25 protein-coding genes are annotated in these 26,029 nt (G+C 59.2%); 8 read left to right on the top strand and 17 right to left on the bottom strand.

All coding sequences use genetic code 11. The features are described 5' to 3' along the window. Window positions 1-45 precede the first annotated feature (45 nt). From ACR0KW_RS02505 to ACR0KW_RS02495, 3 genes are read left to right on the top strand one after another with little or no spacing between them, the layout of a single operon-like run. A complete protein-coding gene (locus ACR0KW_RS02505; protein ID WP_170324628.1) occupies window positions 46-1,107 on the top strand; it encodes an Mrp/NBP35 family ATP-binding protein in 1,062 nt (353 codons plus the stop codon). Continuing rightward, a complete protein-coding gene (locus tag ACR0KW_RS02500; RefSeq protein ID WP_480803589.1) occupies window positions 1,104-1,796 on the top strand; it encodes a biotin/lipoate--protein ligase family protein in 693 nt (230 codons plus the stop codon). The genes ACR0KW_RS02505 and ACR0KW_RS02500 overlap by 4 nt, the downstream gene beginning before the upstream one ends. Next, window positions 1,796-2,275 carry a DUF6505 family protein gene (locus ACR0KW_RS02495; RefSeq protein WP_480803588.1) on the top strand — a complete coding sequence of 160 codons (480 nt, stop codon included), beginning with the start codon at window positions 1,796-1,798 and terminating at the stop codon, window positions 2,273-2,275. Before ACR0KW_RS02500 ends, ACR0KW_RS02495 begins: the two co-directional genes overlap by 1 nt. Window positions 2,276-2,278: 3 nt before the next feature. On the opposite strand, the gene ACR0KW_RS02490 is transcribed toward ACR0KW_RS02495, so the two are convergent. The 9 genes from ACR0KW_RS02490 to acs all read right to left on the bottom strand — a co-directional run bounded on the left by ACR0KW_RS02490 (window position 2,279) and on the right by acs (window position 12,459). Next, on the bottom strand, window positions 2,279-2,968 hold the full coding sequence (locus ACR0KW_RS02490) for a sulfotransferase family 2 domain-containing protein (protein ID WP_480803587.1): 690 nt from the start codon (window positions 2,966-2,968) through the stop codon (window positions 2,279-2,281). A 63-nt stretch (window positions 2,969-3,031) separates the two neighbouring features. Further along, complete coding sequence (locus ACR0KW_RS02485) at window positions 3,032-3,532, bottom strand: flavin reductase family protein (RefSeq protein ID WP_480803586.1); 501 nt, start codon at window positions 3,530-3,532, stop codon at window positions 3,032-3,034. A gap of 88 nt (window positions 3,533-3,620) precedes the next feature. After that, on the bottom strand, window positions 3,621-5,033 hold the full coding sequence (locus ACR0KW_RS02480) for a 3'-5' exonuclease (RefSeq protein ID WP_480803585.1): 1,413 nt from the start codon (window positions 5,031-5,033) through the stop codon (window positions 3,621-3,623). Between the two features lies 1 nt (window position 5,034). After that, on the bottom strand, window positions 5,035-5,553 hold the full coding sequence (locus ACR0KW_RS02475; protein ID WP_480803584.1) for a hypothetical protein: 519 nt from the start codon (window positions 5,551-5,553) through the stop codon (window positions 5,035-5,037). A 49-nt stretch (window positions 5,554-5,602) separates the two neighbouring features. Next, window positions 5,603-7,426, bottom strand: a complete 1,824-nt coding sequence (locus tag ACR0KW_RS02470; protein ID WP_480803583.1) for a DUF294 nucleotidyltransferase-like domain-containing protein — start codon at window positions 7,424-7,426, stop codon at window positions 5,603-5,605. A 109-nt stretch (window positions 7,427-7,535) separates the two neighbouring features. Beyond that, the gene (locus ACR0KW_RS02465; protein ID WP_480803582.1) at window positions 7,536-9,320 is read right to left on the bottom strand and encodes a sodium:solute symporter family protein; all 1,785 of its coding nucleotides are present in this window, start codon (window positions 9,318-9,320) and stop codon (window positions 7,536-7,538) included. A gap of 15 nt (window positions 9,321-9,335) precedes the next feature. After that, a complete protein-coding gene (locus tag ACR0KW_RS02460) occupies window positions 9,336-9,620 on the bottom strand; it encodes a DUF4212 domain-containing protein (RefSeq protein WP_170324636.1) in 285 nt (94 codons plus the stop codon). A 183-nt stretch (window positions 9,621-9,803) separates the two neighbouring features. Next, window positions 9,804-10,487: an adenylate kinase gene (locus tag ACR0KW_RS02455; protein ID WP_480803581.1), complete on the bottom strand. Its 684-nt coding sequence runs from the start codon at window positions 10,485-10,487 to the stop codon at window positions 9,804-9,806. A 7-nt stretch (window positions 10,488-10,494) separates the two neighbouring features. Beyond that, window positions 10,495-12,459 (bottom strand): acetate--CoA ligase, encoded by a 1,965-nt coding sequence (gene acs, locus ACR0KW_RS02450; RefSeq protein WP_480803580.1) that lies wholly within the window; start codon window positions 12,457-12,459, stop codon window positions 10,495-10,497. Between the two features lie 414 nt (window positions 12,460-12,873). Between acs and dctP the strand changes: the two genes are divergently transcribed. From dctP to ACR0KW_RS02435, 3 genes are all read left to right on the top strand, one after another. Next, complete coding sequence (gene dctP / locus ACR0KW_RS02445) at window positions 12,874-13,890, top strand: TRAP transporter substrate-binding protein DctP (protein WP_480803579.1); 1,017 nt, start codon at window positions 12,874-12,876, stop codon at window positions 13,888-13,890. A gap of 63 nt (window positions 13,891-13,953) precedes the next feature. After that, entirely contained in the window at window positions 13,954-14,583 is a 630-nt protein-coding gene (locus tag ACR0KW_RS02440; RefSeq protein ID WP_480803578.1) for a TRAP transporter small permease subunit, read from the top strand. 3 nt (window positions 14,584-14,586) lie between these two features. Further along, window positions 14,587-15,990, top strand: a complete 1,404-nt coding sequence (locus tag ACR0KW_RS02435; RefSeq protein ID WP_480803577.1) for a TRAP transporter large permease — start codon at window positions 14,587-14,589, stop codon at window positions 15,988-15,990. Between the two features lie 51 nt (window positions 15,991-16,041). On the opposite strand, the gene ACR0KW_RS02430 is transcribed toward ACR0KW_RS02435, so the two are convergent. Genes ACR0KW_RS02430 through rocF form a run of 3 tightly spaced genes read right to left on the bottom strand, consistent with a single transcriptional unit; the run spans window position 16,042 to window position 18,929 of the window. Continuing rightward, a complete protein-coding gene (locus ACR0KW_RS02430) occupies window positions 16,042-17,082 on the bottom strand; it encodes an ornithine cyclodeaminase (protein WP_480803576.1) in 1,041 nt (346 codons plus the stop codon). 9 nt (window positions 17,083-17,091) lie between these two features. Then, window positions 17,092-18,009: a citrulline utilization hydrolase CtlX gene (ctlX, locus tag ACR0KW_RS02425; protein WP_480803575.1), complete on the bottom strand. Its 918-nt coding sequence runs from the start codon at window positions 18,007-18,009 to the stop codon at window positions 17,092-17,094. Then, on the bottom strand, window positions 18,009-18,929 hold the full coding sequence (rocF, locus tag ACR0KW_RS02420) for an arginase (RefSeq protein ID WP_480803574.1): 921 nt from the start codon (window positions 18,927-18,929) through the stop codon (window positions 18,009-18,011). Before rocF ends, ctlX begins: the two co-directional genes overlap by 1 nt. 86 nt (window positions 18,930-19,015) lie before the next feature. On the opposite strand from rocF, the gene ACR0KW_RS02415 reads away from it, so the two are divergent. Together ACR0KW_RS02415 and mprF are read left to right on the top strand one after the other, a co-directional pair. Next, a complete protein-coding gene (locus ACR0KW_RS02415; RefSeq protein ID WP_170324645.1) occupies window positions 19,016-19,444 on the top strand; it encodes an Lrp/AsnC family transcriptional regulator in 429 nt (142 codons plus the stop codon). 103 nt (window positions 19,445-19,547) lie between these two features. Further along, window positions 19,548-22,157, top strand: a complete 2,610-nt coding sequence (gene mprF / locus ACR0KW_RS02410; protein ID WP_480803573.1) for a bifunctional lysylphosphatidylglycerol flippase/synthetase MprF — start codon at window positions 19,548-19,550, stop codon at window positions 22,155-22,157. 1 nt (window position 22,158) lies between these two features. Here the strand turns inward: mprF and ACR0KW_RS02405 are convergent, their stop codons facing one another. The 5 genes from ACR0KW_RS02405 to ACR0KW_RS02385 are packed head-to-tail and all read right to left on the bottom strand — an operon-like array spanning window position 22,159 to window position 26,026. Next, complete coding sequence (locus ACR0KW_RS02405) at window positions 22,159-23,721, bottom strand: efflux transporter outer membrane subunit (RefSeq protein ID WP_480803572.1); 1,563 nt, start codon at window positions 23,719-23,721, stop codon at window positions 22,159-22,161. A gap of 11 nt (window positions 23,722-23,732) precedes the next feature. Then, entirely contained in the window at window positions 23,733-24,878 is a 1,146-nt protein-coding gene (locus ACR0KW_RS02400; RefSeq protein WP_480803571.1) for an HlyD family secretion protein, read from the bottom strand. 21 nt (window positions 24,879-24,899) lie between these two features. Next, a complete protein-coding gene (locus ACR0KW_RS02395; RefSeq protein WP_170324649.1) occupies window positions 24,900-25,262 on the bottom strand; it encodes a DUF3302 domain-containing protein in 363 nt (120 codons plus the stop codon). 34 nt (window positions 25,263-25,296) lie between these two features. Next, window positions 25,297-25,860, bottom strand: a complete 564-nt coding sequence (locus ACR0KW_RS02390) for a disulfide bond formation protein B (RefSeq protein WP_480803570.1) — start codon at window positions 25,858-25,860, stop codon at window positions 25,297-25,299. Between the two features lie 10 nt (window positions 25,861-25,870). Then, the gene (locus tag ACR0KW_RS02385; RefSeq protein WP_170331252.1) at window positions 25,871-26,026 is read right to left on the bottom strand and encodes a DUF5993 family protein; all 156 of its coding nucleotides are present in this window, start codon (window positions 26,024-26,026) and stop codon (window positions 25,871-25,873) included. Window positions 26,027-26,029: the final 3 nt, after the last annotated feature.

Here is a 26,029-nt window from a genome sequence, read left to right as displayed (position 1 = left end):
AATGAAACGCAACCTCGTGGTGGGGCAAGTCAAAGGGGTGACGGCATGAGTGTTCGTGACGCGGTTCTGGCGAACCTGAAGAAGATCACTGATCCTGTTTCCGGACAGGATATCGTCAGCGCCGGTGTGGTGCGTGCGCTGAACGTCGAAGGCGACACGGTGCGTTTCGTGCTGGAGATTGACCCGAAGCACGCCGAGCAGATGGAGCCGGTTCGCGCGACTGCCGAGAAAGCCGCGCAGATGGTTGACGGGGTGGCTAAGGTCTCGGCCATGTTGACCGCGCATTCCGACAAGGCACCGCCGGATCTTAAGCCCAAACCCAAGCCCTCGCAAACCGGTCCACAGGCCGTTCCGGGCGTGGACCGGATTATCGCCGTTGCCTCGGGTAAAGGTGGTGTCGGTAAATCCACCGTTTCGGCCAACCTCGCGTGTGCCTTGGCGGCTGAGGGTCGTCGTGTGGGTCTGTTGGACGCCGACGTCTATGGACCGTCGCAGCCCCGGATGCTGGGTGTCTCGGGCCGTCCGGCCAGCCCGGATGGCAAGACCATCCTGCCGCTGCGCAATCACGGCGTCACCATGATGTCGATGGGTTTGATGACCAATGAAGGGCAGGCGGTTGTCTGGCGTGGCCCGATGCTGATGGGCGCGCTGCAGCAGATGATGAATCAGGTGCAATGGGGCGCGCTGGACGTGCTGATCGTTGACCTGCCACCGGGAACCGGCGACGTGCAGCTGACGCTGAGCCAGAAGTTCAAGGTGGACGGCGCCATTGTTGTTTCCACCCCGCAGGACGTGGCCCTGATCGACGCTCGCAAGGGGATCGACATGTTCAACCAGCTCAAGACGCCCATCGTTGGTATGATCGAGAACATGTCCACACATATCTGTTCCAACTGCGGGCACGAGGAGCATGTGTTCGGTCATGGCGGTGTGAAGTCCGAGGCCGAAGCGCTGGGCGTACCGCTGCTGGGGGAAATCCCGCTGCACCTGGATATCCGTGTCGCGGCGGACGGTGGTGCGCCCATCGTGGTCAGTAAACCCGACAGCCCTCAGGCCGACGCATTCCGCAAGATCGCCCGCGACATGATCGCCAAGGGCAACGCATGAGCCAGCCTGTTTTCCCCCCCTTGCTGTCGGGCCATCCGGTGCAGGGTGGGGAAGACCCGTTCGAACGCGCACAGTCCATGGCGGCGCTGGGCTGTGACGCCGGGTCGGTCGTGTACAACATTCAGGCCGACCGGTTGCGGGCGGCGATTGTCTTCGCGCCCGAGGTTCCGTTGCAGGATGCAATAGCGATGTTGCCCCTCTGTGCCGTCGGATTCCAGAACGCGCTGGGCGCTCTGGCTCCGCCCGAAGTTGCGGTGCACCTGGGCTGGGACGGGTTGATCTGTGTGAACGGTGCGAAATGCGGGGCTTTCCGTGTCGTAGCGTCCACAGCAACTGCGGACGAAGAGCCCGACTGGTTGGTGGTCGGATGGGAATTGGCGCTAATGCAAACCAGCGCGGCACCGGGTGAAACTCCGGATGTAACGGCCCTCTATGATGAAGGCTGCGCCGAGGTGTCGCCGGTGCAACTGGTCGAAAGCTGGTCGCGGCATATGCTGACCTGGCTCAACCGCTGGCAGGAAGACGGCAATGCGCCCCTGCACGGTGAATGGATGGGCTTGCTGCGCGGTGTCGGTGAACCCTGTGACACGGGCGTTTTTCTGGGCACGGACGAACGGTTCGGGATGCTGATCCGCGACGGTGCCGAAACCCACCTGCGCCCCCTGACCGAATTGTTGGAGAACGGATGATGAAACTGGCGCGCGCGATCCATTTCGATGAAAGCGACATTGACGTCTTCCATTCCTCGGCCCGGACCGGAGAATGGTGCATCTCGGGCGGGTTCGAGTTTTCGAACTGGGGGCAGGCCGATCTTGAAGGCAAGGCGCGGCAGGCCTTTTCGAACGGCTGGCTGGGGGTCGAGACATTCGGACGGGTGACCTTTGTCGCCGTCACACAGATCGAACAGTCGGAACTGGACCAGATCGCGCAAAACCTGGCCGAGCATTTCGTGCAATTCTACGGCGCGCCTTCGGTCGAGGCCGCTTTGGGTGTGGCGCAGACCGAGATCGCCCATATGGCCGAGCTGTGTGAGGAACACGCGCCCAATACCTTACTGACGGTAGCCCGGGAATTGTCCGAAACCGGTGTCCACGAAGCGTTCCGCACCATCATCCCGCAAGAAACCCATCTTGAAGCGCTCGCTATTCACGGCTCGTTGGATGACTGACGTTTAACCCACCAGTCTGGGGTGCATTTCCATTTGCATGGGGGATGTTTCGGTGCTGTTGAGCTCAGTGCTGTAGCCGAGAAGGTCAAAGTCCTGCTGGAACAGATTGACCACGGATTCTGTTAACTCAGCATCATAGTATACAGAAAAATCTTTTCTTTTTGATTGATTGGTATGACCCAGTTCAATGTCTTCATGTAAATTGCGGCATACGTCGCCAAAATCCGCTTCAACGTTTTCTACCCTGCCTACTTTTTTAACAAGGCAGTTTCCGTCCGAGTCCGTGAAGAAAGACGTTTGGCTGCGGGTTAATCTCGGTGTGGTGCGGGCCAGAGAAACAAATTCGGTGAAATTTAACTCTTGAACTTGGTTGTGCAGTTGATGGGCTGGGTTTTGTTGGATGTAGTGGAACAGCGAAACCAAGCGATCAAAGGGATTCCTGACAAAGGTAAAGCTGTACATTTTCCAGTATTGATCGCCCAAATGTTCAATATACTCTAATGCTGACGCGTGATCTTTAAGCCGTTCAACCGGCTTTATTATTTTTTCTCCAGAAACGCGTTTGGAGATTCTGTTTGCCAGTTTTTCAAGTGGGTTTAGATTCCTGAAATGCCCTTGGAGAGCCGCCGAAATCGAAGTGCCGGCATTCTTGGGAATATGGACAAATAAAAAGCGGTGTTTCTTACTGATCATGCTTTACTGTCTGTTTCTATGATTTACGCCCGGACAGCCCTAGCACATATGCAGATTTGAGTTTTAGAGCAAATCCGCAAATCCGCCGAATTGGCCACGCTTGAAGATCAGGCCCTTTCCGGTTCGGTACATCACCTTTTCAACCTCACCCACTAGAATCAGATGGTCCCCGGCGTCGTGCTTGGCATGAAGCTGGCAGTCAAACCGCGCGAGACAATTGGCAAGTTGCGGGCGACCTTTGTGATCGGTTTCCCAATCTGCATGTGAGAAATCCAGCCCGTCGCGAGCGAACCGCAATGCCTGATCTTGCTGCTCTTCTGCCATCACGTGAATGGAGTAGTGTAGACACGCATTGAAGGAGGCGAACCGGTGCGAGTCCTTGGCCAGACACCACAACACCAGCGGCGGGTCCAGTGATACCGACGAAAACGAATTGACGGTGATCGCGCGCGGTCCGTTGCCCGAGTCCGTCGTGACGACGGTGACTCCGGTTCCGAAACACCCCAGTGCTTCGCGAAACGCGGGGCTGTTATCCGGGGTAGGGGTGAAGGTCTTTTCCGACATCGCGCGCTCGTGCAGTGGCCGCGCATCAGGTGCCACGGCCTGCGGGGATTGTCCATGAAAAGGTGAATTTGGCTCGAATATTTTACGGTTAGTTCAGGTCTTCCAGCAGACGGCCGTGCTGACGGGTGGCCTCGATGACGGCCCCGAAGGTCGTCATTCCGCGTGCGTGCAGCATCGGCAGCATCTTGACCAGTGCCTGAGCCGTGGCGACCGCATCCCCAAGCGCCGTGTGGCGCAGTTCGTGCGGAATGGTGATCTCCAGCCTGTCGCAGAGGGCGTCCAGCGTGTGTTTGTCGCTGGCCCCAAACAGAACCGCAGACAACAAGACCGTGTCCAGAATGGGGTGGCCCCATTCGACATCCATACGTTTGGCGTGACGCCGCAGAAAGGCCATGTCGAAGGGCGCGTTGTGCGCGACGATCACCGCATCCCGCGCGAACTGGTGAAAGGTGCGTCCGGCATCGGCAATATTCGGTGCGCCTTCGACCATGCGGTCGCTGACCTTGTGAACCTTGGTCGATGCCGGCGGAATCGGCATCCCCGGATTGACAAGCATGTCCAGCTTCTCACCCTCGACAATCCGGCCGTTGACCACCCGAACCGCGCCGATCTGAACGATCTCATCCTTGTGCGGCAGCAACCCGGTGGTTTCGGTGTCAAAGACGACAAAGCACAGATCCTGCAGCGCGAGGGTTTCGAACTGGCCTCCGGCCGCACTGTTCAGCAGGTCGAAGTCATAAACCAGAGGCCGCGCGGCCTCTGGTTCGATATTGGCTGCGCTGTCATCAAAGATCAGCAGGTAACCGGGAGCGTCGCCCAACGGTTTCATACGGGTGGAATAGGTCTGCGCGCCGTCGATGCTGGTCAGGGTGCAAGTAACCTCGAGCCCGGTTTTGCTTAGTTTTTCATAGGCTTCTTGAAGAGCTGCGGGCTGCAGGTACTCGAAGAGAGAGGAATTCAGGCGAGGATGTGCGATTTGTGCCAGAACCCCGGCAGCCTGACCGTCATAGAGAACGATCTTATGGGTCGGACTGGCCAGAACCATCGCCACTGGGATCTCGGTCAGCAGCGCCGTCAGCCTTTGCTTTTCGGCGGCCAAATGCGCCGTTTCGGCCGCCACGGCCTCGGCGACATCCATCGTCTTGCCGGATAATTGATCGGCGAGACCGGCGGCGGCTGGGGCCAGATCGCCCAGATAGCGCGCGGCCTGCATGTCGACATCCGTACTGACGCCGGCATGAGCACGGGCGCGCAGTTGAGCCGACAAACGCTCGATCGGTTTGGCGACATTGTCGTCAAACAGCAGCCACACGCCGACAATCAACCCGACCATGCCGAAGGCCATCAGGATTTCGGCGAATATGAAGGCATTTGCTAGGGCCGGGTCGGCTGCGCGCCTGTAGCTGATCCACAGCGCCAGAGAGCTGACCGCCACGCCCCCCAAGGCCAGCAGGCAGAAAAACAGGAAAATACGTATGCGCAGGCTTAGCCGGGTCAGCATGTTACACTCCGCAGGTTGCCTCGATGATTGGGTCACCGTCTTCGACACTCAGCCAGTCGACGTTTATTAGATGGCCGTCATCTCCAAACTCAACGCCGTCGGCCAGACTGGCCCGGCTGTTGGAGGCGCAATCGACGGCTACCGGCAATTTTGAAATCGGTGCCCAGCGGCCAAAGAAATACATGTCCACAAGGCGTTGCTGGGGTACCTGTTCATTGGTGCGGACCGAGACCGTATCGATGGCCGCGAACCGGTCGACGAAAGGCACCGCATAGGTCCATGGGCGATAGAAAGCGCGGCTTTCGACCTCTTGCACGATTTCCATGCCTTCGGGCAGGGTTTCAACGGTGCGGTCGTACCAGGAATATTCGCTGGCGATGGTCATGCCGATCATGCCCAGACCCGCGGCGACCGGAGCGGCCCAGCGGGGCAGGCGGCCGCCCGTCAGTTTGTTCAATACCATCACCACGCCTGCAAAGGCGAAGCCTGCAAAGATGGTGCCGATCAGTTCCAGAAACATGTGTCTCTCCGAATTTCAGACGCTTGCGTCCCTTTAGTGTTATTCCGGCCTAGCCCAGCATACCTTTGCCATGCCCCACCGCAGATTGCATCGTTTTTACAACAACGAAGGCGTCGCGCAGGTGGCTTCGTTCGAAATCCGACAGGGCGGAGGGCGGAAGATAGTTGTCGGGCTTTTCGCCGGATTTGACCAGCCTCACCTGATGTTCCAGCCGCGTTTCGGCAATCAGGTCATAGGCGTCCAGAATGTCGCGCGCACCTGCGGGGCTGAGCACTCCGGCCGCTTCGGCAGCTTTCAGGCGGGCGCGGGTGTTGGCCTCGGTCAGCCGGCCCTGGAGGCTGTAGACGCGGGCCAGATCGACTACCGGCACCACGCCGTTGTGTTTCAGGTCCAGCGTGTTGCGGTGCTCGCCCGAGCGGATAGTGGCGAAGCCCCGCAGCAGGCCAAGCGGCGGTGTGTGTTTCAGCGAGTTCGAGATCATGTGTGCCACGAAGATCGAATTCGCATTGGCGGCAGCCAACGTGTCGGACTGAAGATCGGTAAACAACTCGAACGCGCCGCCGATCGGGCGCAAGTCGAACATTACCGAGGCCAGCATCTGCGCTTCGGGGTTCGGTTTCGCGATCCAGCCCTTGAAATAGTCGCGCCAGACGCGCACCGGCTGACACCAGCGGGGATTGGTCGCCATCATGTCCCCGGGGCAATAGAAATATCCGCAGGTATCCAGCCCGTCTGACACGAATTTCGCCAGTTCCGTGAAATAGGCCATATCCCCATCGGTCACGCGGTCATCCAGTACCAGGCAGTTGTCCTGATCCGACACGCCGGTCTGTTCCTGACGCCCCTGCGAACCGCAGGCCAGCCACAGATAGGGCACCGGCGCCGGGCCCAGCTTTCTTTCCGCCAGCGCCAGCAGTCGGCGCGTGGCGGTGTCGGCAATGTCGGTGATCAGACGGGTTACGATTTCATGACGGTTGCCAGCCGCAACCAGTTGCACCAGCAGTTGTGGGATTTCAGCGGTGACCTGCGCCATTTCCTCGGCCGAATTGGCAAGTGCGATTTGGCGAACCAGTTCTGCAGAACTGACGGCCTGATAATGGGTCAGGTCGGTCTGTGTCACGATGCCGACCAGCTTGCCGCCCTCGGCGACCGGGATATGACCAATCCCGCGCTCCATCATCACATGCAGCACATCCGAGCCGATATCGGAGGGCGACAAGGTGATCGGATCAGCGGTCATGATTGCCGACACCGGCGTGGCCTCGGGCATGGCGTCCGCCACGTATTTGCCAGAGATGTCGCGCAGCGTGACGATGCCCAACAACGACTCGCCCTCGGTCACGCAGAGGCTTGAGATATGGCGGTCACGCATCAACCGCGCAGCTTCCTGAACCGGCATGGCTGCGGGGCAGGTGGCCGGGTTGCGGGCCATCAATACATCAATCGCACTGGTGGCTAGGCTTTGCGGGCCGGACCGTTCGCCGCGTGTTCGGTTAAAGAACTTGGCGACGAAGTCATGGTTGTCGATCAGCTGGCGCACCACAGCGGGGGGCAGAACAAAAAGAACAGCCGGAGTGTCAGCGTACGCATGCGTTGCGGCTTTGCCGTCTTTCAGCAGGCCGCGCTCGCCAAAGGAATTTCTAAGCCCGAGATGAGAGACCACGGCGCCGTTCTCATCGGTGATCTCAACCTGTCCTTCGTAGATCAGGAAGATTCCGGGCAGGCTGTGGCCCAGTCTGTAAACCGGGGAGCCTTCATCCACCTCACGCACCTCGATCTGTTTGGCCAGATCGTCCAGTGCTGTGGCGGGTAGGGCGTCATAGGGGTGTACGGATTTCAGAAACCGGGTGATCTGATCATGTGAAAGGGGCATCACGAAATCCTGGGTCTTTGGTTCAAAAATCCCGCCCGGTGGTGTGCCGGACGGGAGTAGTAGATCGAAAAATGCGGCACATGGAAGTTAGCCAGATGCCGCATCATGCTCATTTGTTCTGAGCTGCGCCCGCGCCACGGGGAATGCGAACGCTTTCGACCAATTCGACGATCTCCTGCGGAGTCTCTTTGGTCATACCGGCGACAACATATGCGACTGCAAAGTTGATCATCGCACCGATGGCGCCGAACGAGGTCGACTTGATCGGACCCAGCAGCGGGTCAGCATCGGTGAACGAGTTGGTGCCCGGAATGAACAGCCAGCCCTTGTGCAGGAAGATGTAGATCAGCGTAACGGTCAGACCCGCCAGCATACCTGCAACCGCGCCGGTGTTGTTGATGCGGGTCGAGAAGATCCCCATCATCAGCGCCGGGAAGATCGAGGCAGCCGCCAGACCGAAGGCCAAGGCCACGGTTTGCGCCGCAAAGCCCGGTGGGTTCAGACCCAGATAGGTTGCGACAACGATAGCCACAGCCATCGCGATCCGAGCCGCCATCAGCTCGCCTTTTTCCGAGATCTGCGGGTTGATTGCGCCTTTGACAAGGTCGTGGGACACAGCCGACGAAATCGCCAGCAACAGGCCCGCAGCGGTCGACAGGGCAGCCGCAAGACCACCAGCCGCGACCAGACCGATCACCCAACCCGGCAGGTTGGCAATCTCGGGGTTGGCCAGAACCAGAATGTCACGGTTGAACTTGGTCAGCTCGTTACCAACCCAGCCTTTTTCTTCCGCGATGACCTGCATCTTTTCGGACTTGTCGTTGTAGTACTGGATCTTGCCGTCGCCGTTCTTGTCTTCCCAATCCAGAAGACCGGTTTTCTGCCAGGTTTTCATCCAGTCGTAACGCGGATCGGTGTCGATTTCCTCGACCGAGACAGCGCCACCTTCGATGCCACCGTTGGGCCACATCATGTCGGTGATGTTCAGACGCGCCATTGCGCCAACCGCAGGGGCGGTCAGGTACAGCAGAGCGATGAAGACCAGCGTCCAGCCAGCCGACCAACGTGCGTCAGACACTTTCGGCACGGTGAAGAAGCGCATGATCACGTGCGGCAGACCGGCGGTACCGATCATCAGCGACAGCGTGAACAGAACCATGTTCAGCGTGTTCGAGTGGTGCGCCGTATAGTCAGCAAAACCCAACTCGGTCACGATTGCGTCCAGCTTGGTCAGCAGGGGCTCACCGCTGGCGGTGTCACCGAACAGACCCAGGGCCGGGATCGGCGTGCCGGTCAGCTGCAGCGAGATGAAGATCGCCGGAATGGTGTAGGCTGTGATCAGCACGCAGTACTGAGCAACCTGGGTGTAGGTCACACCCTTCATCCCGCCGAACACCGCGTAAGCAAACACGACACAGGCACCGATCAGCAGACCGGATGTGTTCGAGACCTCAAGGAAGCGGCCAAAGGCCACGCCCACGCCGGTCATCTGACCGATCACGTAGGTCACCGACGCGACGATCAGACAGATCACAGCAACGATACGTGCGGTCTGGCTGTAGAAACGGTCGCCGATGAATTCCGAGACGGTGTATTTGCCGAACTTACGCAGGTAAGGCGCAAGCAGCAGGGCCAGCAGCACGTAGCCACCGGTCCAACCCATCAGGAAGGTCGAGTTGTCATAGCCGGTAAAGGCAATCAGGCCCGCCATCGAGATGAACGAGGCCGCGGACATCCAGTCCGCCGCTGTCGCCATACCGTTGGTGACCGGGTGAACGCCGCGACCGGCGGCGTAGAATTCCGATGTGGAACCCGCACGGGCCCAGATCGCGATGCCGATGTATAGCGCAAAGGACGCGCCAACAAACAGCAGGTTGATGGTAAACTGATCCATTTTCCCCGCTCTCCCTTACTCTTCGTCCACGCCGTATTCGGCGTCCAGCTTGTTCATGCGCCAGGCGTAGTTGAAGATCAGCACCAGAAAGACCAGAATCGATCCCTGCTGAGCGAACCAAAAGCCCAGATCGGTTCCGCCTACGGCGATGCCCGACAGTAGCGGACGCAGCAGAATGCCGAATCCAAACGACACCAGTGCCCAGATGATGAGGCTGATGTAGATGAGGCGCAGGTTGGCCTGCCAATAGCCCTTATCGGACTCGGCAGCCTGCGCGGAGTTTGTAGAATTATCCGCCATTGCGGGTTCCTCCTTGCTTCCTCGTTGGGCGGCCCGTCACCCAACTCCTCCAGCGCGTCGGGCCGCTTCTCGATTGTGCCGAACACCGGGTTGGCGTCAGGCAAAACTCCACCGGTCCGCCAAGGCGGGTCCTTTGAAGTATTCTGTTGTAGGATCAAAGCCGCGGGGGCTTATCTCCTCCCCTTAATTCATGACCTCGCGCACGAGCCCTTGCAGGTCGTTGGCGATGTCATCGATCTGACCCATTGCGTCGATGCCTTTCAGCACGCCTTGGGCCTGATAGTAGTCAATCAGCGGCGCCGTCTGCGCGTGATACGCGGCAAGGCGCGAGGCCACGGTTTCCGCATTGTCATCGGCGCGGCGCTTGAATTCGGTGTGGCCACACTTGTCGCACTTGCCGTCCTCGGCAGGTTGCTTGAACTGATCGTGATAGCCTTCACCGCAACCGGCGCAGGTGTAACGGCCCGAGATGCGGATCACCATTTCGGCGTCCTGAACCTCGAGGCTGATCGCGGCGCTGATCTTTTGACCGGCAGAGCCCAGCAGGCCATCCAGCGCCTCGGCCTGAACCGTGGTGCGGGGGAAGCCATCCAGAATGACGCCCTTGGCGCAATCCGGTTGGGCCATGCGGTCGCGCAGGATGGCGATGACGATCTCATCGCTTACAAGATCACCGGCCTCCATGACGGCCTTGGCGGCCAGACCAGCCTCGGTGCCTGCAGCAACGGCTTCGCGCAGCAGATCACCGGTGCTGAGTTGAACCAGCCCGAACTTGTCTTCCAGCATACGCGCTTGCGTGCCCTTCCCGGCGCCCGGAGGGCCGAGAAGGATCAGAACTGCGGGGGTAGTGGTAGCGGCAACGTCCATCACAACCTCACTTGTTCGCGCGATTTTCGATCAGGTCTTCGACCACCGACGGATCGGCCAGGGTCGAGGTGTCACCCAGCGAGCCAAAGTCGTTCTCGGCAATCTTGCGCAGGATACGGCGCATGATCTTGCCCGAACGGGTCTTGGGCAGGCCGGGAGCCCACTGGATTACATCCGGTGAGGCGATCGGGCCAATTTCTGTCCGGACCCAAGTGCGTAGTTCTTTCACCAGGTCGTCGGAAGGCTCGCGGTCATTCATCAGAGTGACATAGCAATAGATGCCTTGCCCTTTGATTTCATGGGGATAGCCCACCACGGCGGCCTCGGCCACGGCGGCGTGCGCCACCAGCGCGCTTTCCACCTCGGCGGTGCCCATGCGGTGACCCGACACGTTGATCACATCATCGACGCGGCCGGTGATCCAGTAATCGCCGTCTTCGTCACGGCGACAGCCGTCACCGGTGAAGTAGTAGCCTTTGTAGTCCGAGAAATAGGTCTTCTCGAACCGTTCGTGGTCACCCCAGACGGTGCGCATCTGACCGGGCCAGCTATCTTTGATGCACAGAACACCTTCGACACCGTTGCCGTTGATTTCGACACCCGACTGAGGGTCAAGAACTACTGGCTCGATGCCAAAGAAAGGCTTCATGGCCGCACCGGGTTTCATAGCGTGTGCGCCGGGCAGGGGAGTCATCAGATGACCGCCGGTTTCGGTTTGCCACCAAGTGTCAACGATTGGGCATTTGCCTTTACCGATGACCTCGTTGTACCAGTTCCACGCCTCGGGGTTGATCGGCTCACCCACTGTGCCCAGCACTTTCAGATCGCTGAGGTCATGTTTTTCGACCCACTCGTTGCCCTGGCCCATCAGGGCGCGAATGGCGGTCGGAGCGGTATAGAACTGGTTCACCTTGTGCTTGGCGCAGACTTCCCAGAAACGACCCGCATCGGGGTAGGTCGGAACACCTTCGAACATCACCGAGGTCGCGCCGTTGGCTAGCGGGCCATAGACGATATAGCTGTGGCCGGTGACCCAGCCCACATCCGCAGTACACCAGTACACGTCACCTTCGTGGTAGTCGAACGTGATTTCGTGGGTCAGCGCAGCATAAACCAGATAGCCACCGGTGGTGTGAACAACACCTTTCGGCTGACCAGTCGAACCCGACGTATAAAGGATGAACAGCGGGTCTTCGGCGCTCATCTCGGCGGGGGCGCAATAGTCATCCGCCTCAAGAGCCATTTCGTTATAGTCGTAGTCCCGACCGGACACCCAAGTGGTTTGACCGCCCGTCCGCTTGACGACCAGACATTTCACCGTGTCCTTGCAGTGCAGCAGCGCGGCATCCGCGTTGGATTTCAGCGGGGTTTTGCGTCCACCACGCGGTGCTTCGTCGGCGGTGATGATAACCTTGGCGTCGCTTCCGTTCACACGGGCTGCCAGAGCGTCAGGAGAGAAACCGGCGAACACGATCGAGTGGATCGCACCGATACGGGCACAGGCCAGCATCGCATACGCCGCTTCGGGGATCATCGGCAGGTAGATGACGACACGGTCACCTTTACGCACACCCATCGACTCCAGGATGTTGGCCATGCGGCAGGTGCGGCGGTGCAGTTCGGCATAGGTGATGTGCTGTGCCGCTTCAGACGGATCATCCGGCTCCCAGATGATTGCGGTCTGGTCACCGCGCGTTTTCAGATGGCGGTCCAGGCAGTTGGCGGAAACGTTCAGCGTGCCGTCGGCGTACCAGTTGATATTGACCGACCCAAAGTCATAGCTGACATCCTTGACCTGGGTGTACGGCTTGATCCAGTCGATCCGCTTGCCTTGCTCACCCCAGAACGCAACGGGATCTTCAATCGAGGCCTTGTACATTTCGTTGTACTTGTCGGCATCGACATGTGCACGCGCAACGGTCTCGGCGGACGGCGGATAGACGTTGGCATCTGCCTGGGCAGCGGTTGTCATACTGAGGCTCCTCCCTCTGGACTGAAAATTCTGGACCGATATTGCCCGCCCGACGAGCGCTGTCGATCCGTTTCCTCCCCTACATGGATAATACGGAGAACTGAAAACAATGAAATAAATTACCGAAATTCCAGCATTTGTTTGTAAACAAATTTTACCAACGTTGGCAAAGTAGTAAAAAAATTACGATATAAATGAGAAAATAAATAAAAAACAAAATGTTGAGTGTTAATAGTTTCCGATGTGTCCCGTCAGGGCGGTTTCGATATTGTGCGCACATTCATTTCATCTTTTGGTTGTTAGCGCTGGCGGTCACCGATGCGACGGCCCGTCCGGGGTTGGCACATTTCGATGTTGACGCTAGCTTGAATATCAAGCGCTTGGACAAGAAGCGCAGCAAAGGGAGAACTCATCATGAAAAAGATATTGAGCGGCGCTGCCGTCGCCGCCTTGGGTGTTGCATTCGTCACTGAGGCCGCTGCAACCGAATGGAATGCGTCTGTCTGGGGCAAGCGGCGCGCCTTTACTGAACATGTGGAAAAGCTGGCCGAACTGGTCAGTGAAAAGACCGGTGGCGAGTTCACCATTAATGTCAGCTATGGCGGCCTGTCCAAGCCCAAGGAAAATCTGGACGGGATCGAGATCGGCGCCTTCGAGATGGCCCAGTTCTGTGCCGGTTATCACCGCGACAAGAACCGCGCCATCACTGTACTTGAGCTGCCGTTTCTGGGTGTGAACACTCTCGAAGAGGAAGTTGCCGTCAGTCACGCCGTCTATGATCACCCGGCGGTCAAGGATGAAATGGCGCAATGGAACGCGCGCATCATCATGACCTCACCCATGCCTCAGTACAATATCGTGGGTACCGGTGAGCCGCGCGATGAACTGGCCGAGTTCGATGGGATGCGCGTGCGCGCCACCGGTGGTCTTGGGCAGGCGTTCGAAGCGGTCGGCGGTGTACCGACTTCGGTACCTGCAACCGAAGCCTTCAACGCGATGGAGTCGGGGGTTGTCGACACAGTCGCCTTTGCCCAGCACGCGCACCTGTCTTTTGGCACAATCAACGAGGCCGACTGGTGGACCGCCAACCTGAACCCCGGCACCGTCAATTGCCCGGTTGTTGTGAATATCGAAGCCTATGAGGCGCTACCCGCAGAACACAAAGAGGCGCTGAACAGCTCGATCAGCGAGGCGATTGATCACTACCTCGCCAATTACGGCGGGTTGCTTGAGAAATGGGACAGCGTTCTGGAAGAAAAGGGCGTCCAAAAGGTCGCGATCGACGATGCCGTGCTCGAAGAGTTCCGCGCCAAGGCCGCTGATCCGATCCGTGAACAGTGGATCGCGGACATGACCGCTCAGGGTTTTCCGGCGCAGGATCTTTATGATCTGGTCCAGACAACGCTGAAGCAGCAACGCGGCGGCAACTGATTGCCCGTTCCGGGTGCCTGACCGGGCACCCGGACACCAATCAATATACAGGGGATCACCGGAATGGCAGGACAGGCCACGGTGCTTGAGGACGGCAGCCGTCTCAGTCGGCTGGACCGTCATCTATTAAAGTTAGAGCAGTTTCTTGCGCTGATCAGCGGTCTGGCCGTGTTCGGGCTGATGGTGCTGGCCGTGGTCTCTGTCAGCGGCCGCAATGCGATCAACGCGCCGTTGCCGGGTTACGTGGACTGGATCGAACAGGCCATGCCCCTGATCGCCTTTCTGGGCATCTCCTACGTGCAGCGCAGCGGCGGTCATATCCGCATGGACATCGTCATCTCGCGCTTGCATGGCCGGGCGCTGTGGTTTTTCGAGCTGATCTCGGTCGTCCTGATCCTTGTGCTGATGCTGGCGCTGGTCTGGGGCAGCTGGTCCCATTTCGACCGCTCCTTCGATTTTGGTGCACCGCTATGGAGCCGCGACAGTTCGATTGACATCGGCATCCCGCTCTGGCCCGCTAAGTTGCTGGCGCCGGTGGCATTTTCAGTGCTGTGCGTGCGGCTGGTGTTGCAGATCTGGGGATATGGGCGTGCTTTTGTACTGGGGCTCGAACACCCTGTGGCTGTGCCGTTAATCCGGGATGCAGCAGCGCAGGCCGCTGCTGAAGCCGAGCAATTCGAAGGGCAGGACTAGCGCATGGACACGATAGACATCGGCCTGTGGGTTACAGGTGGCCTGCTGGTATTGGTCGTCACAGGTATGCGGGTCGCCTTTGCCGCTGGGCTTGCCGGGTTGGTGGGGTTGGTCTGGATTTTCTGGGCCAAGTTTGGATACGACCCGGATCGGTTTGGCAAAGCCTTAACGGTGGCTGTCAAAACGGCAGGGCAGGTGCCGCATTCCAAGGTGGCCGCCCATACGCTCAGCCTGATCCCAACCTTCATCCTGATCGGATACTTGGCCTATTACGCGGGCCTGACCAAGGCATTGTTCGAGGCGGCCAAACGCTGGGTGGCGTGGGTGCCAGGCGGGCTGGCTGTGTCGACTGTGTTCGCGACGGCCGGGTTTGCCGCCGTTTCGGGCGCATCGGTCGCCACGTCCGCTGTATTCGCGCGCATCGCCATCCCCGAGATGCTGAGCGTCGGCTACAACAAACAGTTCGCTGCCGGGGTTGTCGCCGCCGGAGGCACGCTGGCCTCGTTGATCCCGCCGTCAGCCATCCTGATGATCTACGCCATCATCGTCGAGCAGGACGTGGGCAAGCTGCTGCTGGCCGGGTTCATCCCGGGGGCATTTTCGGCAGTTATCTACGGCCTGCTGATTGTGGGAATCGCGGTGATTTTCAAAACCGTTGGGCCCCCGGTCACGGGCTTTACATGGAAACAGCGCTTTGCTTCCTTGCCCGGTGCTTTCCCGATTGTGGCTGTGATCCTGATCATCATCTGTTTTGTCTACAACCCGTTCGGTGAAAAGGCCTGGGGCACCCCGACCGAGGGTGGTGCCATCGGCGCTTTCATCGTCTTCTGTTTTGCCTTGATCCATGGCATGCGCTGGACCGAGCTAAAATCCGCGCTGCTTGAAACAGCCAAGCTGACTGCGATGATTTTTTCGATCATCTGGGGCGTGCTGATCTACGTGCGGTTCCTCGGATTTGCTGACCTGCCGGGTGCGTTTTCGGACTGGATCACTTCGCTGGAAATGTCACCGATGCTGATCCTGATCTGCATCTTGCTGGCCTACGCTGTGCTGGGCATGTTCATGGACGCCATCGGTATGCTGCTGCTGACATTGCCCGTAGTCTACCCGGCGGTGATGGCCCTGAATGGCGGAGAGACGGTCAGCGCAGCAGAAAGCACGTTCGGCATGTCCGGCCCAATGTGTGCGATCTGGTTCGGCATTCTGGTCGTGAAAATGGCGGAGTTCTGTCTGATCACGCCGCCCATCGGTCTGAACTGTTTCGTGGTGGCCGGGGTACGCCCCGATCTCAGCGTTCAGGATGTGTTCAAAGGCGTGACCCCGTTCTTCATCGCGGACGCAGTCACCATCGCACTGCTCGTGGCGTTCCCAGGCATCGTTCTCTACCTGCCGTCCCTCGCCGGATAGAAAAAGCCCCCGGGGTTAACCGGGGGCGAGGTACTGCTATTTGCGGGTTCTTTAGCTTGCCCGCATCAGCATCCCATACAGATCGCGCGGGTCATCCGGATCTGCCAACATGTCCAAAGGTTCAAAGAAGTCAGTGCTTTCGATGGCGGTCTTTATGTAGCGCAGAGCCGAGAAGTCCTCGATCGCGAAGCCCACGCTGTCAAACAAGGTGATCTGCCGGTCGTCGCGGCGACCCTCGGCCTGTCCGGTCATGACTTGCCACATCTCGGTCACCGGGTGATCGTCTTCCAGCGCCTGAATCTCACCTTCGATCCGCGTTTGCTCGGGGTATTCCACGAAGATGTCCGAACGCAGAAGGATATCGCGGTGCAGTTCCGTTTTGCCCGGGCAGTCGCCGCCGATGGCGTTGATGTGTACGCCAGGGCCGACCATGTTGTCGGTCAGGATCGTGGCGTATTTCTTGTCGGCCGTGCAGGTGGTTATGATATGCGCGCCTTCGATAGCCTCTTCGGGGGTTGAGCAGGGCACGACGGTCAAACCGGTCCCTTGCAGGTTGGCGGCGCATTTCCTGGTCGCGTTGCTGTCGGTGTCATAGAGGCGCACTGTCGTAATTCCGCACATCGCCTTGAAGGCCAGACATTGGAATTCCGATTGCGCGCCGTTGCCGATCATGGCCATGACTGTTGAGGACTTCGGCGCCAGATAGCTGCCGATCAGTGCCGAGGTTGCCGCTGTTCGCAGCGCGGTCAGCATTGTCATCTCGGTCAGCAGGGTGGGGTAACCGGTATAGACGTCCGCCAGCAGGCCAAAGGCGGTTACGGTCTGCAGCCCCTCAGACGTGTTCTTTGGGTGGCCGTTGACGTACTTGAACCCGTAAGCCTCGCCATCCGAGGTCGGCATCAACTCGATCACGCCGTGCGGAGAATGAGCCGGGATGCGCGGGGTCTTGTCGAAGCTCTCCCACCGTTTGAAATCGGATTCAATTTGGGCCGCGATCTGGGTGATCATTTTTTCGACCCCGACGTGATGCACCAGACGCATCATGTTGTCGACGGACACGAAGGGCACAAGCGCCTTATCAGAAGGTTGCATCGGGGTCTCCTATCGGCGGGACAGGTGGATGCCTGCAATCATGCAGCGCACGGATCCACCGGCAGTTTCAATTGTCGGAACCGAGAGCGGCAGCGGCGTCGCGCTGGCCTCAATTGTGGCGATTTGATCAGGGGTAAGCGCGGCAAGCGCCCGGCTGGACAGCGCCAGAACCAGACCGTCGCGACCGCTGAGCTCGATGGCGTTTCCCGCGAACTCGGCGATCTGTTCGTGGCTCAGATCAATGACGGTACGGCCGCTTTCCTCAAGTCGCGCCTTGACCGTCGTACGCCGCTCCAGGTCGGTGATCATGTCCAGGCAAATCAGTGCATAGTTGGTGCCGATGCCCATCAGGACGTTGGTGTGATAAACATCGCGCCCCTCTGCATCCTTCGCCTCGAACACGATGGGCTCATAGTTGAAATGGGTGCAGAAACGCTCCAGCAACACGGGATCGGCGCGGTTGGACTTGACCGTATAGGCCACGCGGCCGATGTGATCCAAGACCATCGCGCCGGTACCTTCCAGCGCCAGTTTGTCTTGTTCCAGACCGGAATAATCGATCACGTCCTGAACGCGGTATTCCTGTTTCAGCACTTCGATGACATCCGCCCGGCGCTCGCGTCGACGCGACGGAACAAACATCGGATAGATCGCAACATGCCCGCCGGGATGGGTCGAGAACCAGTTGTTCGGGAATACGCTGTCAGGCGTGTCCAGATCGCCGTGATCGTCGAAGACGTGAACCCTCACACCGGCGTCACGCAATTGAGCGACCGCTTTGTCATGTTCCGCGCGCGCAGCGTCAGAGGGTGTCGCCGTGTGCGTAGCGAGTGTCTGGAACGCGTTGTCACCCTGTGTCTCGGGGTTCGAGGTAAAGGCATGGGGCCGGATCATTACGACGGCTGATGGGGCTTGCAGAGATTGCATCAGAAACTCCGGGTTGGGCGGTCGAATATGCGGCGGCCCAGCAATGAGGCGGCCAGGTCGACCATCAGTTTTGCGGTGCGGCCGCGTTCATCGAGGAACGGGTTCAGCTCGACCAGGTCCAGCGAACAGACGAGGCCGCTTTCGTGCAGCAACTCCATCACCAGATGCGCCTCGCGTTCGGTCGCTCCACCGGGAACAGTGGTGCCGACAGCAGGGGCGATGGATGGATCGAGGAAATCGACGTCCAGTGAGACATGCAGAATGCCATCGGCCGCCCGAACCCGATCCAGAAACGCCATCAGCGGCGCTTTGATCCCGTGCTCGTCGATGCTGCGCATATCGGCCAGCATGGCGCGGTCCTGTTCCAGCCGTGCGCGCTCGGCTGGATCGACGGAACGCAGGCCGATCATGCCAACGCGGTCGGTCGGTACTGGGGCGGGCACCGGTGGAAAGGCGTCAAATCCCGGCTGGCCGGTGAAGTACGCCACCGGTGTACCATGCAGGTTGCCGCTGCCGGTGCTGTCTGGCGTATGAAAGTCACTATGGGCGTCCAGCCAGAGCACGAACAGGGGGCGTCCGATCTGTTTCGCATGAGCGGCCATGCCGGCCACGGTTCCCATCGACAGGGCATGATCGCCGCCCATGAAGATCGGCAGGCCTCTTGGCGCTGTATCCTGTGCCGTGCGGCTCAAAGCGCTGGTCCATCCGATCACCTCGGGCAGGGCGAACAGATGTGTGTGTTCAGGGGTGTCCGTTTCGTCTGGGTTGATGTCGCCAAGATCGGTGACCCGGTGCCCCAGATCGGTCAAGGCCTGATCCAGACCCGCCACGCGATAGGCATCCGGCCCCATCCGGCAGCCCTGACGCCGCTTGCCTGCGTCCATCGGGGCGCCGACCAATATTACGTGTTTGTTGTCCATATGACTATTTAGAGCTGCGGGCTGGGTTGCGAGAAGAGATCAAATTGTTCAAAATGAAACTCGCACGATCGAAGTGGAAAGTAATTATGGACGATTTGGATAGCAGATTGCTGAATGCCCTACACCGGGACGCACGGGCATCGTTGTCCGAACTGGCCGAAACGCTTGGGGTCACCCGCACGACGGTGCGCAGCCGGCTGCAGCGCCTGAAGCAATCGGGCGAGATCGTGGGCTTTACCGTCCTGACCCGGCAGGACGTGGCGGAAAGCCCGGTGCGCGGGTTGATGATGCTGGAAATCGAAGGCCGCGGAACTGAGCGCACGATGGCCCGTATTGCCGCCCTGCGTCAGGTCCGCGCCGTGCATACGACCAACGGCAGTTGGGATCTGATCGCTGAAATCGGGACCGAGACTCTGGCCGAGCTGGACGAGGTTCTGTTTCAGATTCGGCGGATGGAGGGGATTACCAAGTCCGAGACCAACCTGTTGCTGTCCACGCGCAAGGGCCGTGTCTGAGCCGCCCATAGTGCTTTGAGGTTCAAGGAAAATGTGCAAGAGTTCCCTCGCGCGGCCGATCCGCCCGCGGGATCATAGCAGCACCTCAGAGCAGGGAAAAACCATGACCACGCAGGAGACAGGCAAAGAACTCTGGGCCGTACGCTGGGCTGAGCGGGTCACCGGGTTTCTCGAAAAACCTCTGGTCAGGATTGCGGTGCCGGTCCTGGTTACCCTGATCGCGTTGGTGGTGCTGCATGAGCTGTCTCATCATGTGAAATGGGGCGACGTGCAGACGGATGTGGCGAATACGTCGTGGAAGCTGATGTTCGTCGCCTTCTGCTGGACCTGTTTCAGTTTTCTTTCACTGTCCATGTATGACGTGTTCGCCGTGCAAAGCGTGGCAGATGGAGAGGTGCCCCTGCCGGTCGCAGGCATGGCCGGGGCCAGCGGTTATGCCGTATCCAATTGCCTTGGGTTTTCCTACATCACCGGCACGGCGATCCGGTATCGCATCTATGCCTCGCTTGGGCTGGACCTGAGTCGGGTCGCGGGCGTCATCGCGACCTCTTGGATCGCGTTCTGGTCTGGGCTGGTTCTGTTGCTGGGCATACTGCTGACGCTGCATCCCGACGGTATTTCCAACGTTCTGCCCATCAGTGACACCACGGAAACAGTGATCGGGTTGTGCATGCTTGCCGCCCTCGCAGTCTTGTTTATCTGGCTTGCGAAAGGTGGCCGCAAGCTGGCTTACGGCGGGCTTGGATTCAACCTGCCTGGTGGCAAGCTGGCTGGCTTGCTGACTCTGGCCGCGATCGGTGACCTTTTTGGCGCCTCGATGGTGCTTTACACGCTGATGCCCGATGACCTTGGGGTCGGCTATCCCTATTTCTTCACGATCTATATCGGTGCGATTGCCGTTGGTATCGTCAGCCATGCCCCGGGCGGGATCGGCGCATTCGAGGCGACGCTGATCGCCGGTCTGGGCGCTTCGGGTCGCTCAGACGTGATCGCGGCCTTGCTGCTGTATCGGCTGGTCTACACCTTCTTGCCCTTCGTCATCGCCAGCCTGTCTATCGCAGTCGCCTCGGCGCTGACGCATCGCCACCATATCAGCGGCGCGGCGACCTGGGTCTATCGTGCGATCCGACCGATTGTGCCGATGGTGGCTGCGGGCGTGACTGCGGTGGCGGGGGTCATCCTGCTGGTCTCGGGGGCCTTGCCGTCCAGCACGCAGAATCTCGGTGTGTTGCGGGACTTCCTGCCTTTGTCTTTTGTCGAAGCCTCGCATTTGGCGGGCAGTGCGGTCGGCGTGCTGCTGATCCTTGTCTCGCGCGGGCTGTTCCGCAAACTCTATCGCGCGTGGATCGTAGCGATGTTGCTGATGGTGGCGGGGTTTGTCGCGTCGCTGACCAAGGGGCTGGATACGCATGAGGCGATAGGCATGTTGGCGTCCATCGCCGTGCTGGCCACGTTCCGGGGGGCGTTTTACCGCGTCAGCGGGGCCTCGATCTTTCGCCTGAACATCCCATGGCTGGTCAGCGTCTTCGCTTTGCTGGCGGTCATCTTCTGGATTGGGCTGTTCGCCTATTCTCATGTCGAATACCAAAACGCGCTGTGGTGGGAGTTCGCGTGGAACGGCGATGCCTCGCGCTTTTTGCGGTCCAGCCTTGTAGTAGCAGTCATCCTAGGTGTGGTGGCCGTGAACTCGCTGTTCGGGCGGGAGATTCCCCAGTTGCTGCGCACCGAGATTCCTCCGGCCGTGGAACGTCTGGCCTTGGAAAGCGAAGATACCGAGGCGCAGATTTCGCTGACCGGGGACAAACAATTCCTGATCGCACCGGATGAAAGCGCGTTTCTGGCCTACGCCGATACCGGCAACGCGCTGATCACCAAGGGTGAGCCGGTTGGCGACGAAAAAGCTGGTCAGCAATTGATCTGGCAACTGCGCGAAATGGCTGATCGGGAAGGCAAGCTCTGTGCCTTTTACAGCGTGTCCACCAAATACCTGCCGACCTTTCTGGACCTTGGCCTTTCGATCCTGAAAATCGGTGAGGTCGCGCGGGTGCCGCTGAAAGACTTCTCGCTGGATGGTAAGTCCCGCAAGCGGTTCCGGCAGGCCAAGAACCGGGCCGAGCGTGAAGGCTATGTGTTTGAAGTCATCCCAAAAGAGGAACTGGCCCCGGTATTGCCCGAACTACGCGAAATTTCCGATGACTGGCTTGCGCAAAAGGCGGGCGAGGAAAAGGGGTTTGCCCTTGGCGGGTTTGACGAGAAATACCTGTCTTACTTCGATCACGCCGTATTGCGGAAGGGTGATACAGGCCAGATCGTTGCCTTTGCCAATCTGTTTCAAGGTGGCCACAAATCCGAACTGTCGCTGGACCTGATGCGGTACGAGCCGGACGGTTCGAATTTCATCATGGACGCTTTGTTTGCCGAGATGATGTCCTGGGGCGCAGAGCAGGGGTTCCACTGGTTCTCGCTGGGGGCTGCGCCGTTTTCAGGTATCGAGAATCGGCAGCTGGCTTCATTCTGGAATCGCGTCGGCGGGTTTGTCTATGAGCATGGTGAGCAGTTTTATCACTTCGAAGGGCTGCGGTCGTTCAAGCAGAAATTTGATCCGGAATGGAGCCCGAACTATCTGGCCAGCCCCGGTGGCTTCGCGGCACCGCGAATCCTGTATGAAGTGAATATCCTAATATCCGGCGGGCTGCGCGGGCTGACCAAGTAGCTTAGTTCAGGCTGGCCCGGGTCGGATCTTGCTGCAGCAGGTCGCCCCAATCGGTGCGATAGGCCATCTCTGCCAGCACGGTTTCGGGCAGGAATTCCTGATTCTGACGGATCTGCCAGCCGCCGCCCAAACCTTTGTAGACCGCCACCAAATTGCTGGACACCTGCTGCCGCGCCTCGATCAAATTGGCCTGCGACCGGAGCAATGCAGTCTGCGTGTTCAGGATTCGGGAATAGTCGGCAATGCCGTCGCGGTATTGGTCCACTGCAATCTCGGCCGCCTTGCGGGACGCAGCGACGCTGTTCTCATAAAACCCAACCTGTTTGCGGGATTGGGCATAGGCAACCATCGCGCTTTCAACCTCGGAATAGGCGGTAAGAACGGTGTTCTGATAGTTGGCGATCAACGCCTGATAGGCCGCGTCCTGCGCGCGGACGTTGTTCTTGATCCGGCCATAGTTCAGCACGTTCCAGACCACTCCGGCGTTGGCCAGGCTGGTTGTGCTGGCCGAAGAAAACAAATCCCGCCCGCCCGAGGCTTGCAGGCCTATGGACCCCGACAGAATGAACTGCGGATAGAGGTCGGCCATTGCGATCCCCACCTGCGCCGATTGCGTGGCCGCCGCCAGCTCGGCCGCACGCACATCCGGGCGGCGACGCAATAGCTCGGCCGGAACACCAACGGCCACGTTGGAGCGGGCCGAGGGGATGCGCCCGGAATTGCCCAGCAGGCTGGTCATCCGCGATGGGGTGGTGCCCAGCAACACGGCCAACGCATTTTTGGCCTGCTGAATGTCGCTTTCGATCTCGGGAACCAGGGCTTTGGTGTTGTTCAGCAGGGCGGTGGATTCCTGCACGTCCAACTCGGTTGTCACGCCGTTGTTGAAACGCAATTCTGTCAGGTCCGCAGAAGCCTGTTGCAGCTGAATGTTCTCACGCGCGACCCTCAAAGATTCTTGCAGCGCGCGGATATTCACATACAGCGCTGCAACGTCTCCGGTCAGTGTTACCAGTGCGTCGTCATAGTTGGCCACCTGCAGCGCCAGATTGGACCGCGCCGCCTGTACGCCGCGGCGTTGCTGGCCCCAAACATCCAACTCCCATTGCGCATCGAACCCGACCTGCGAGGTCGAAAACTCGGTATCCAGAGGAATGATCCGGTTGATATCCGAAATCGGCCCCAGATTGTCGCTGATCTGCCGCCGTTCGATCGACCCACCGATGGCTTGCGATTGTGGGTATAGCTCTCCGAATGCGATCCCCAACTGCGCGCGGGCCTGCAGGACACGGGCACCGGCCACTTGGAGGTCGAGGTTCTGGGCGTAGGCCTCGGCAATCAGCTTGTTCAGGGTGGGATCATTGAAGGTCTCCCACCATTTCACCACCGGCGCGCTGCGCGAGGTCAGTCCGCTGGGACCAGCGCTGGGGCTGTTGACCTCGATCCATTCCTTCACGACGGGCGAGTTCGGACGCACGAAGTCCGGGCCAACTGGAGTGCAGCCGACCAGCAGGGCCGTGCATAGAGCGGTGCCGATCAGTCTGCGGTGAAGCTTGGCCCGGGTCATGTCATGCGTCCTCAGATATCCAGTGGTCGGATGAAGTTGGCGAAGGAGTAAAGGCGGATGTTGATGCGCCGCAGGAACTCGAAACTTTTGCCCTGTCCGGTGTAGATTGCCACCGCCGCGTGGCCACCAGCAGGGAAAGTGTGACCGTCGGGAATGTCGACCGAGATTTGTACAGCAATGCGCCCCGGTAGTTTCGGCAACTCGAACCCTGGCAGACGGCCAGAGGGCAGGTACTGACCCTGACGAGTCGCCCACCAGATCGCCTCGACCTTGCCGGTCAGAATCTCGCCGGGATAGAGATCCAGCGCGACCTCAACCGGTTGGCCGACTTCGACGAATTTCAGGTTCTGCTGGCGATAGGTGGCCAGAATGTAAGGGTTGTCCTTGGTGACAAAACTGGCGATTGCCCCCAGGCGGATATCCCCCACGACCAGACCCGGACGCGCCTGTTGCGACACGATCATGCCGTCTTCGGGCGCGTAAATTGTCGTGTTATCAAGGAAATACTGGGCTTTCTCCAACTGCGCCTGCGCTTGCAGGATGCCCGTGTTCACCCCGTCAATCTGAGAATCCAGCGCCAATTGTGCTTTCTCCAGATTGGCTTCGGCCTCTTTGATCTGCGCCTGATCCTCGGTGACCTGTTCGTTCCAGCGGTCCAATTCGTCCTGACGTGCGCCGCCCGCAGGCACGAGATTTTCATAGCGTGCCTGTTGTGTCAGCGCATAGGCCAATTGCGCGTTCGCACGTTCAACGTTTTCCGCCGCGACAATGACATCCTGTTCCAAAATCTTGGCATTCTGCTCGGCAGCAACCAGCTGCGCGGTGGCCTCCTCGACCTCAAGCGAGAACACGGTGTCGTCGAAGCGATAGAGGGGATCGCCCTTCGTGACCTCGGTGTTTGGCTCGACCAATACCTCGGTCAGGATGGTCGGTTCGGTCAGACGCGGCACGATCTGGATGGTTGACCGCACAACATGGCTGTCGATCGAGAAGGGCTGAAAGAAGCGCAGCGCCACCAGAAACACCAACAACAGGTGCGCGCCAATCCAGAAGGTGACAATCCCCCAGGTGATGTTGAATTTCAGCCATTGGACTTTGAAAAAAATGAACCAGACGAAAATGATGTAGAACAGCGTAATGCCGAGGGCGACGAACATAGTCTGTGAATTCCTTTGGCCTTAGCTCTTCTGGGTGTCGTCAGGGTCCAGCGGGTCGCGGTATTCTTCCTTTACCGAACCGCCCAACCGTTTGATTTCCTTGCGGATGGCGTCTTTCTCGTCGTCGGGCGTGCGACGAATATCGACCGTGACGCCATCGTGGAATGCCCACATGAAGGCATGAACCCAGGGGACAACGGCCAGAAAACCCATCCAGCCCATGATCTTGACGGCTTCGGCATGGGGATGGTTGCGCTTGATCGCGATCCGCCCGGGCAGCCCCATGATGAACAGAAACAGCGCCATTACTGCCGCCAGCAGCAATATCAGTGCCACGAATGTCAGATAGTCGTAAAAGCCAAGCGGCTGTCCCAGTAATCCCATGCTCGTGCCTCCTTTTGGGAAGGTTGCCCCATCCTCAGCCGTTGCCACCCATTTCGTCAATCAATTTGTAGCTGGTGGGAGGGTCAGCGCAGATGCCCGGCCCGCATTCCACCAAGGTCGAGACCGCGTTCAACGCGGCCAGACCGAACATGATGAAAAATGCGGCTTTTGCCAGCACACTACCGCCGAAGCGGGGCTGAGGTTTACTGTCGTACTGGCGGTCGAACATCAGCATGAATGACGTGCCCACCAAGATCAGGAAGAAGCAGATCGCCGCCCAAGTGTAGTAATGCAGCCCCAGCACGGGCGAGCCGTAATGCCCGGTGCCCGGAACGATATGCAGCAGGATCTGTCGTACGGCAACACTGCCGCCAAACAACGCGCCAAGCAGCATGATGCCATAGTGTCGGGGGCGGGCGCCATGTAGCAGGTTCAGCCCCAAACCCACGCCTACAGCGACAAAGCCAACCCGTTGCAACAGGCATAAAGGGCAGGGCAGCTCATAGAGCTTCAACTGATAGACATAGGCCAGCAACAGCACGAGGCTGACCGCCAACATGCCAAGTGCGTTCAGCGTGCGTGAGAGTTCAGGTGTCATCCGGGCTCTCCTACAACTGGATCGTCAGTTGGCTAGTGGCGTGGAATTTCAGCCAATACACACTCAACGCCAGCGTGAAAAAGAACAGCACATTGGCGGCTGTTGTACGATTAAAATAATTCAGCCCCATCGTGGCTGTAAGTAACGCAAACAAAAGCGCTATCATGGC

It is taken from the genome of Ruegeria sp. CG11, assembly GCF_056537245.1.
Note: the sequence above shows the minus strand (reverse complement) of the source record. Positions and strands in the feature narration are given on the sequence as shown.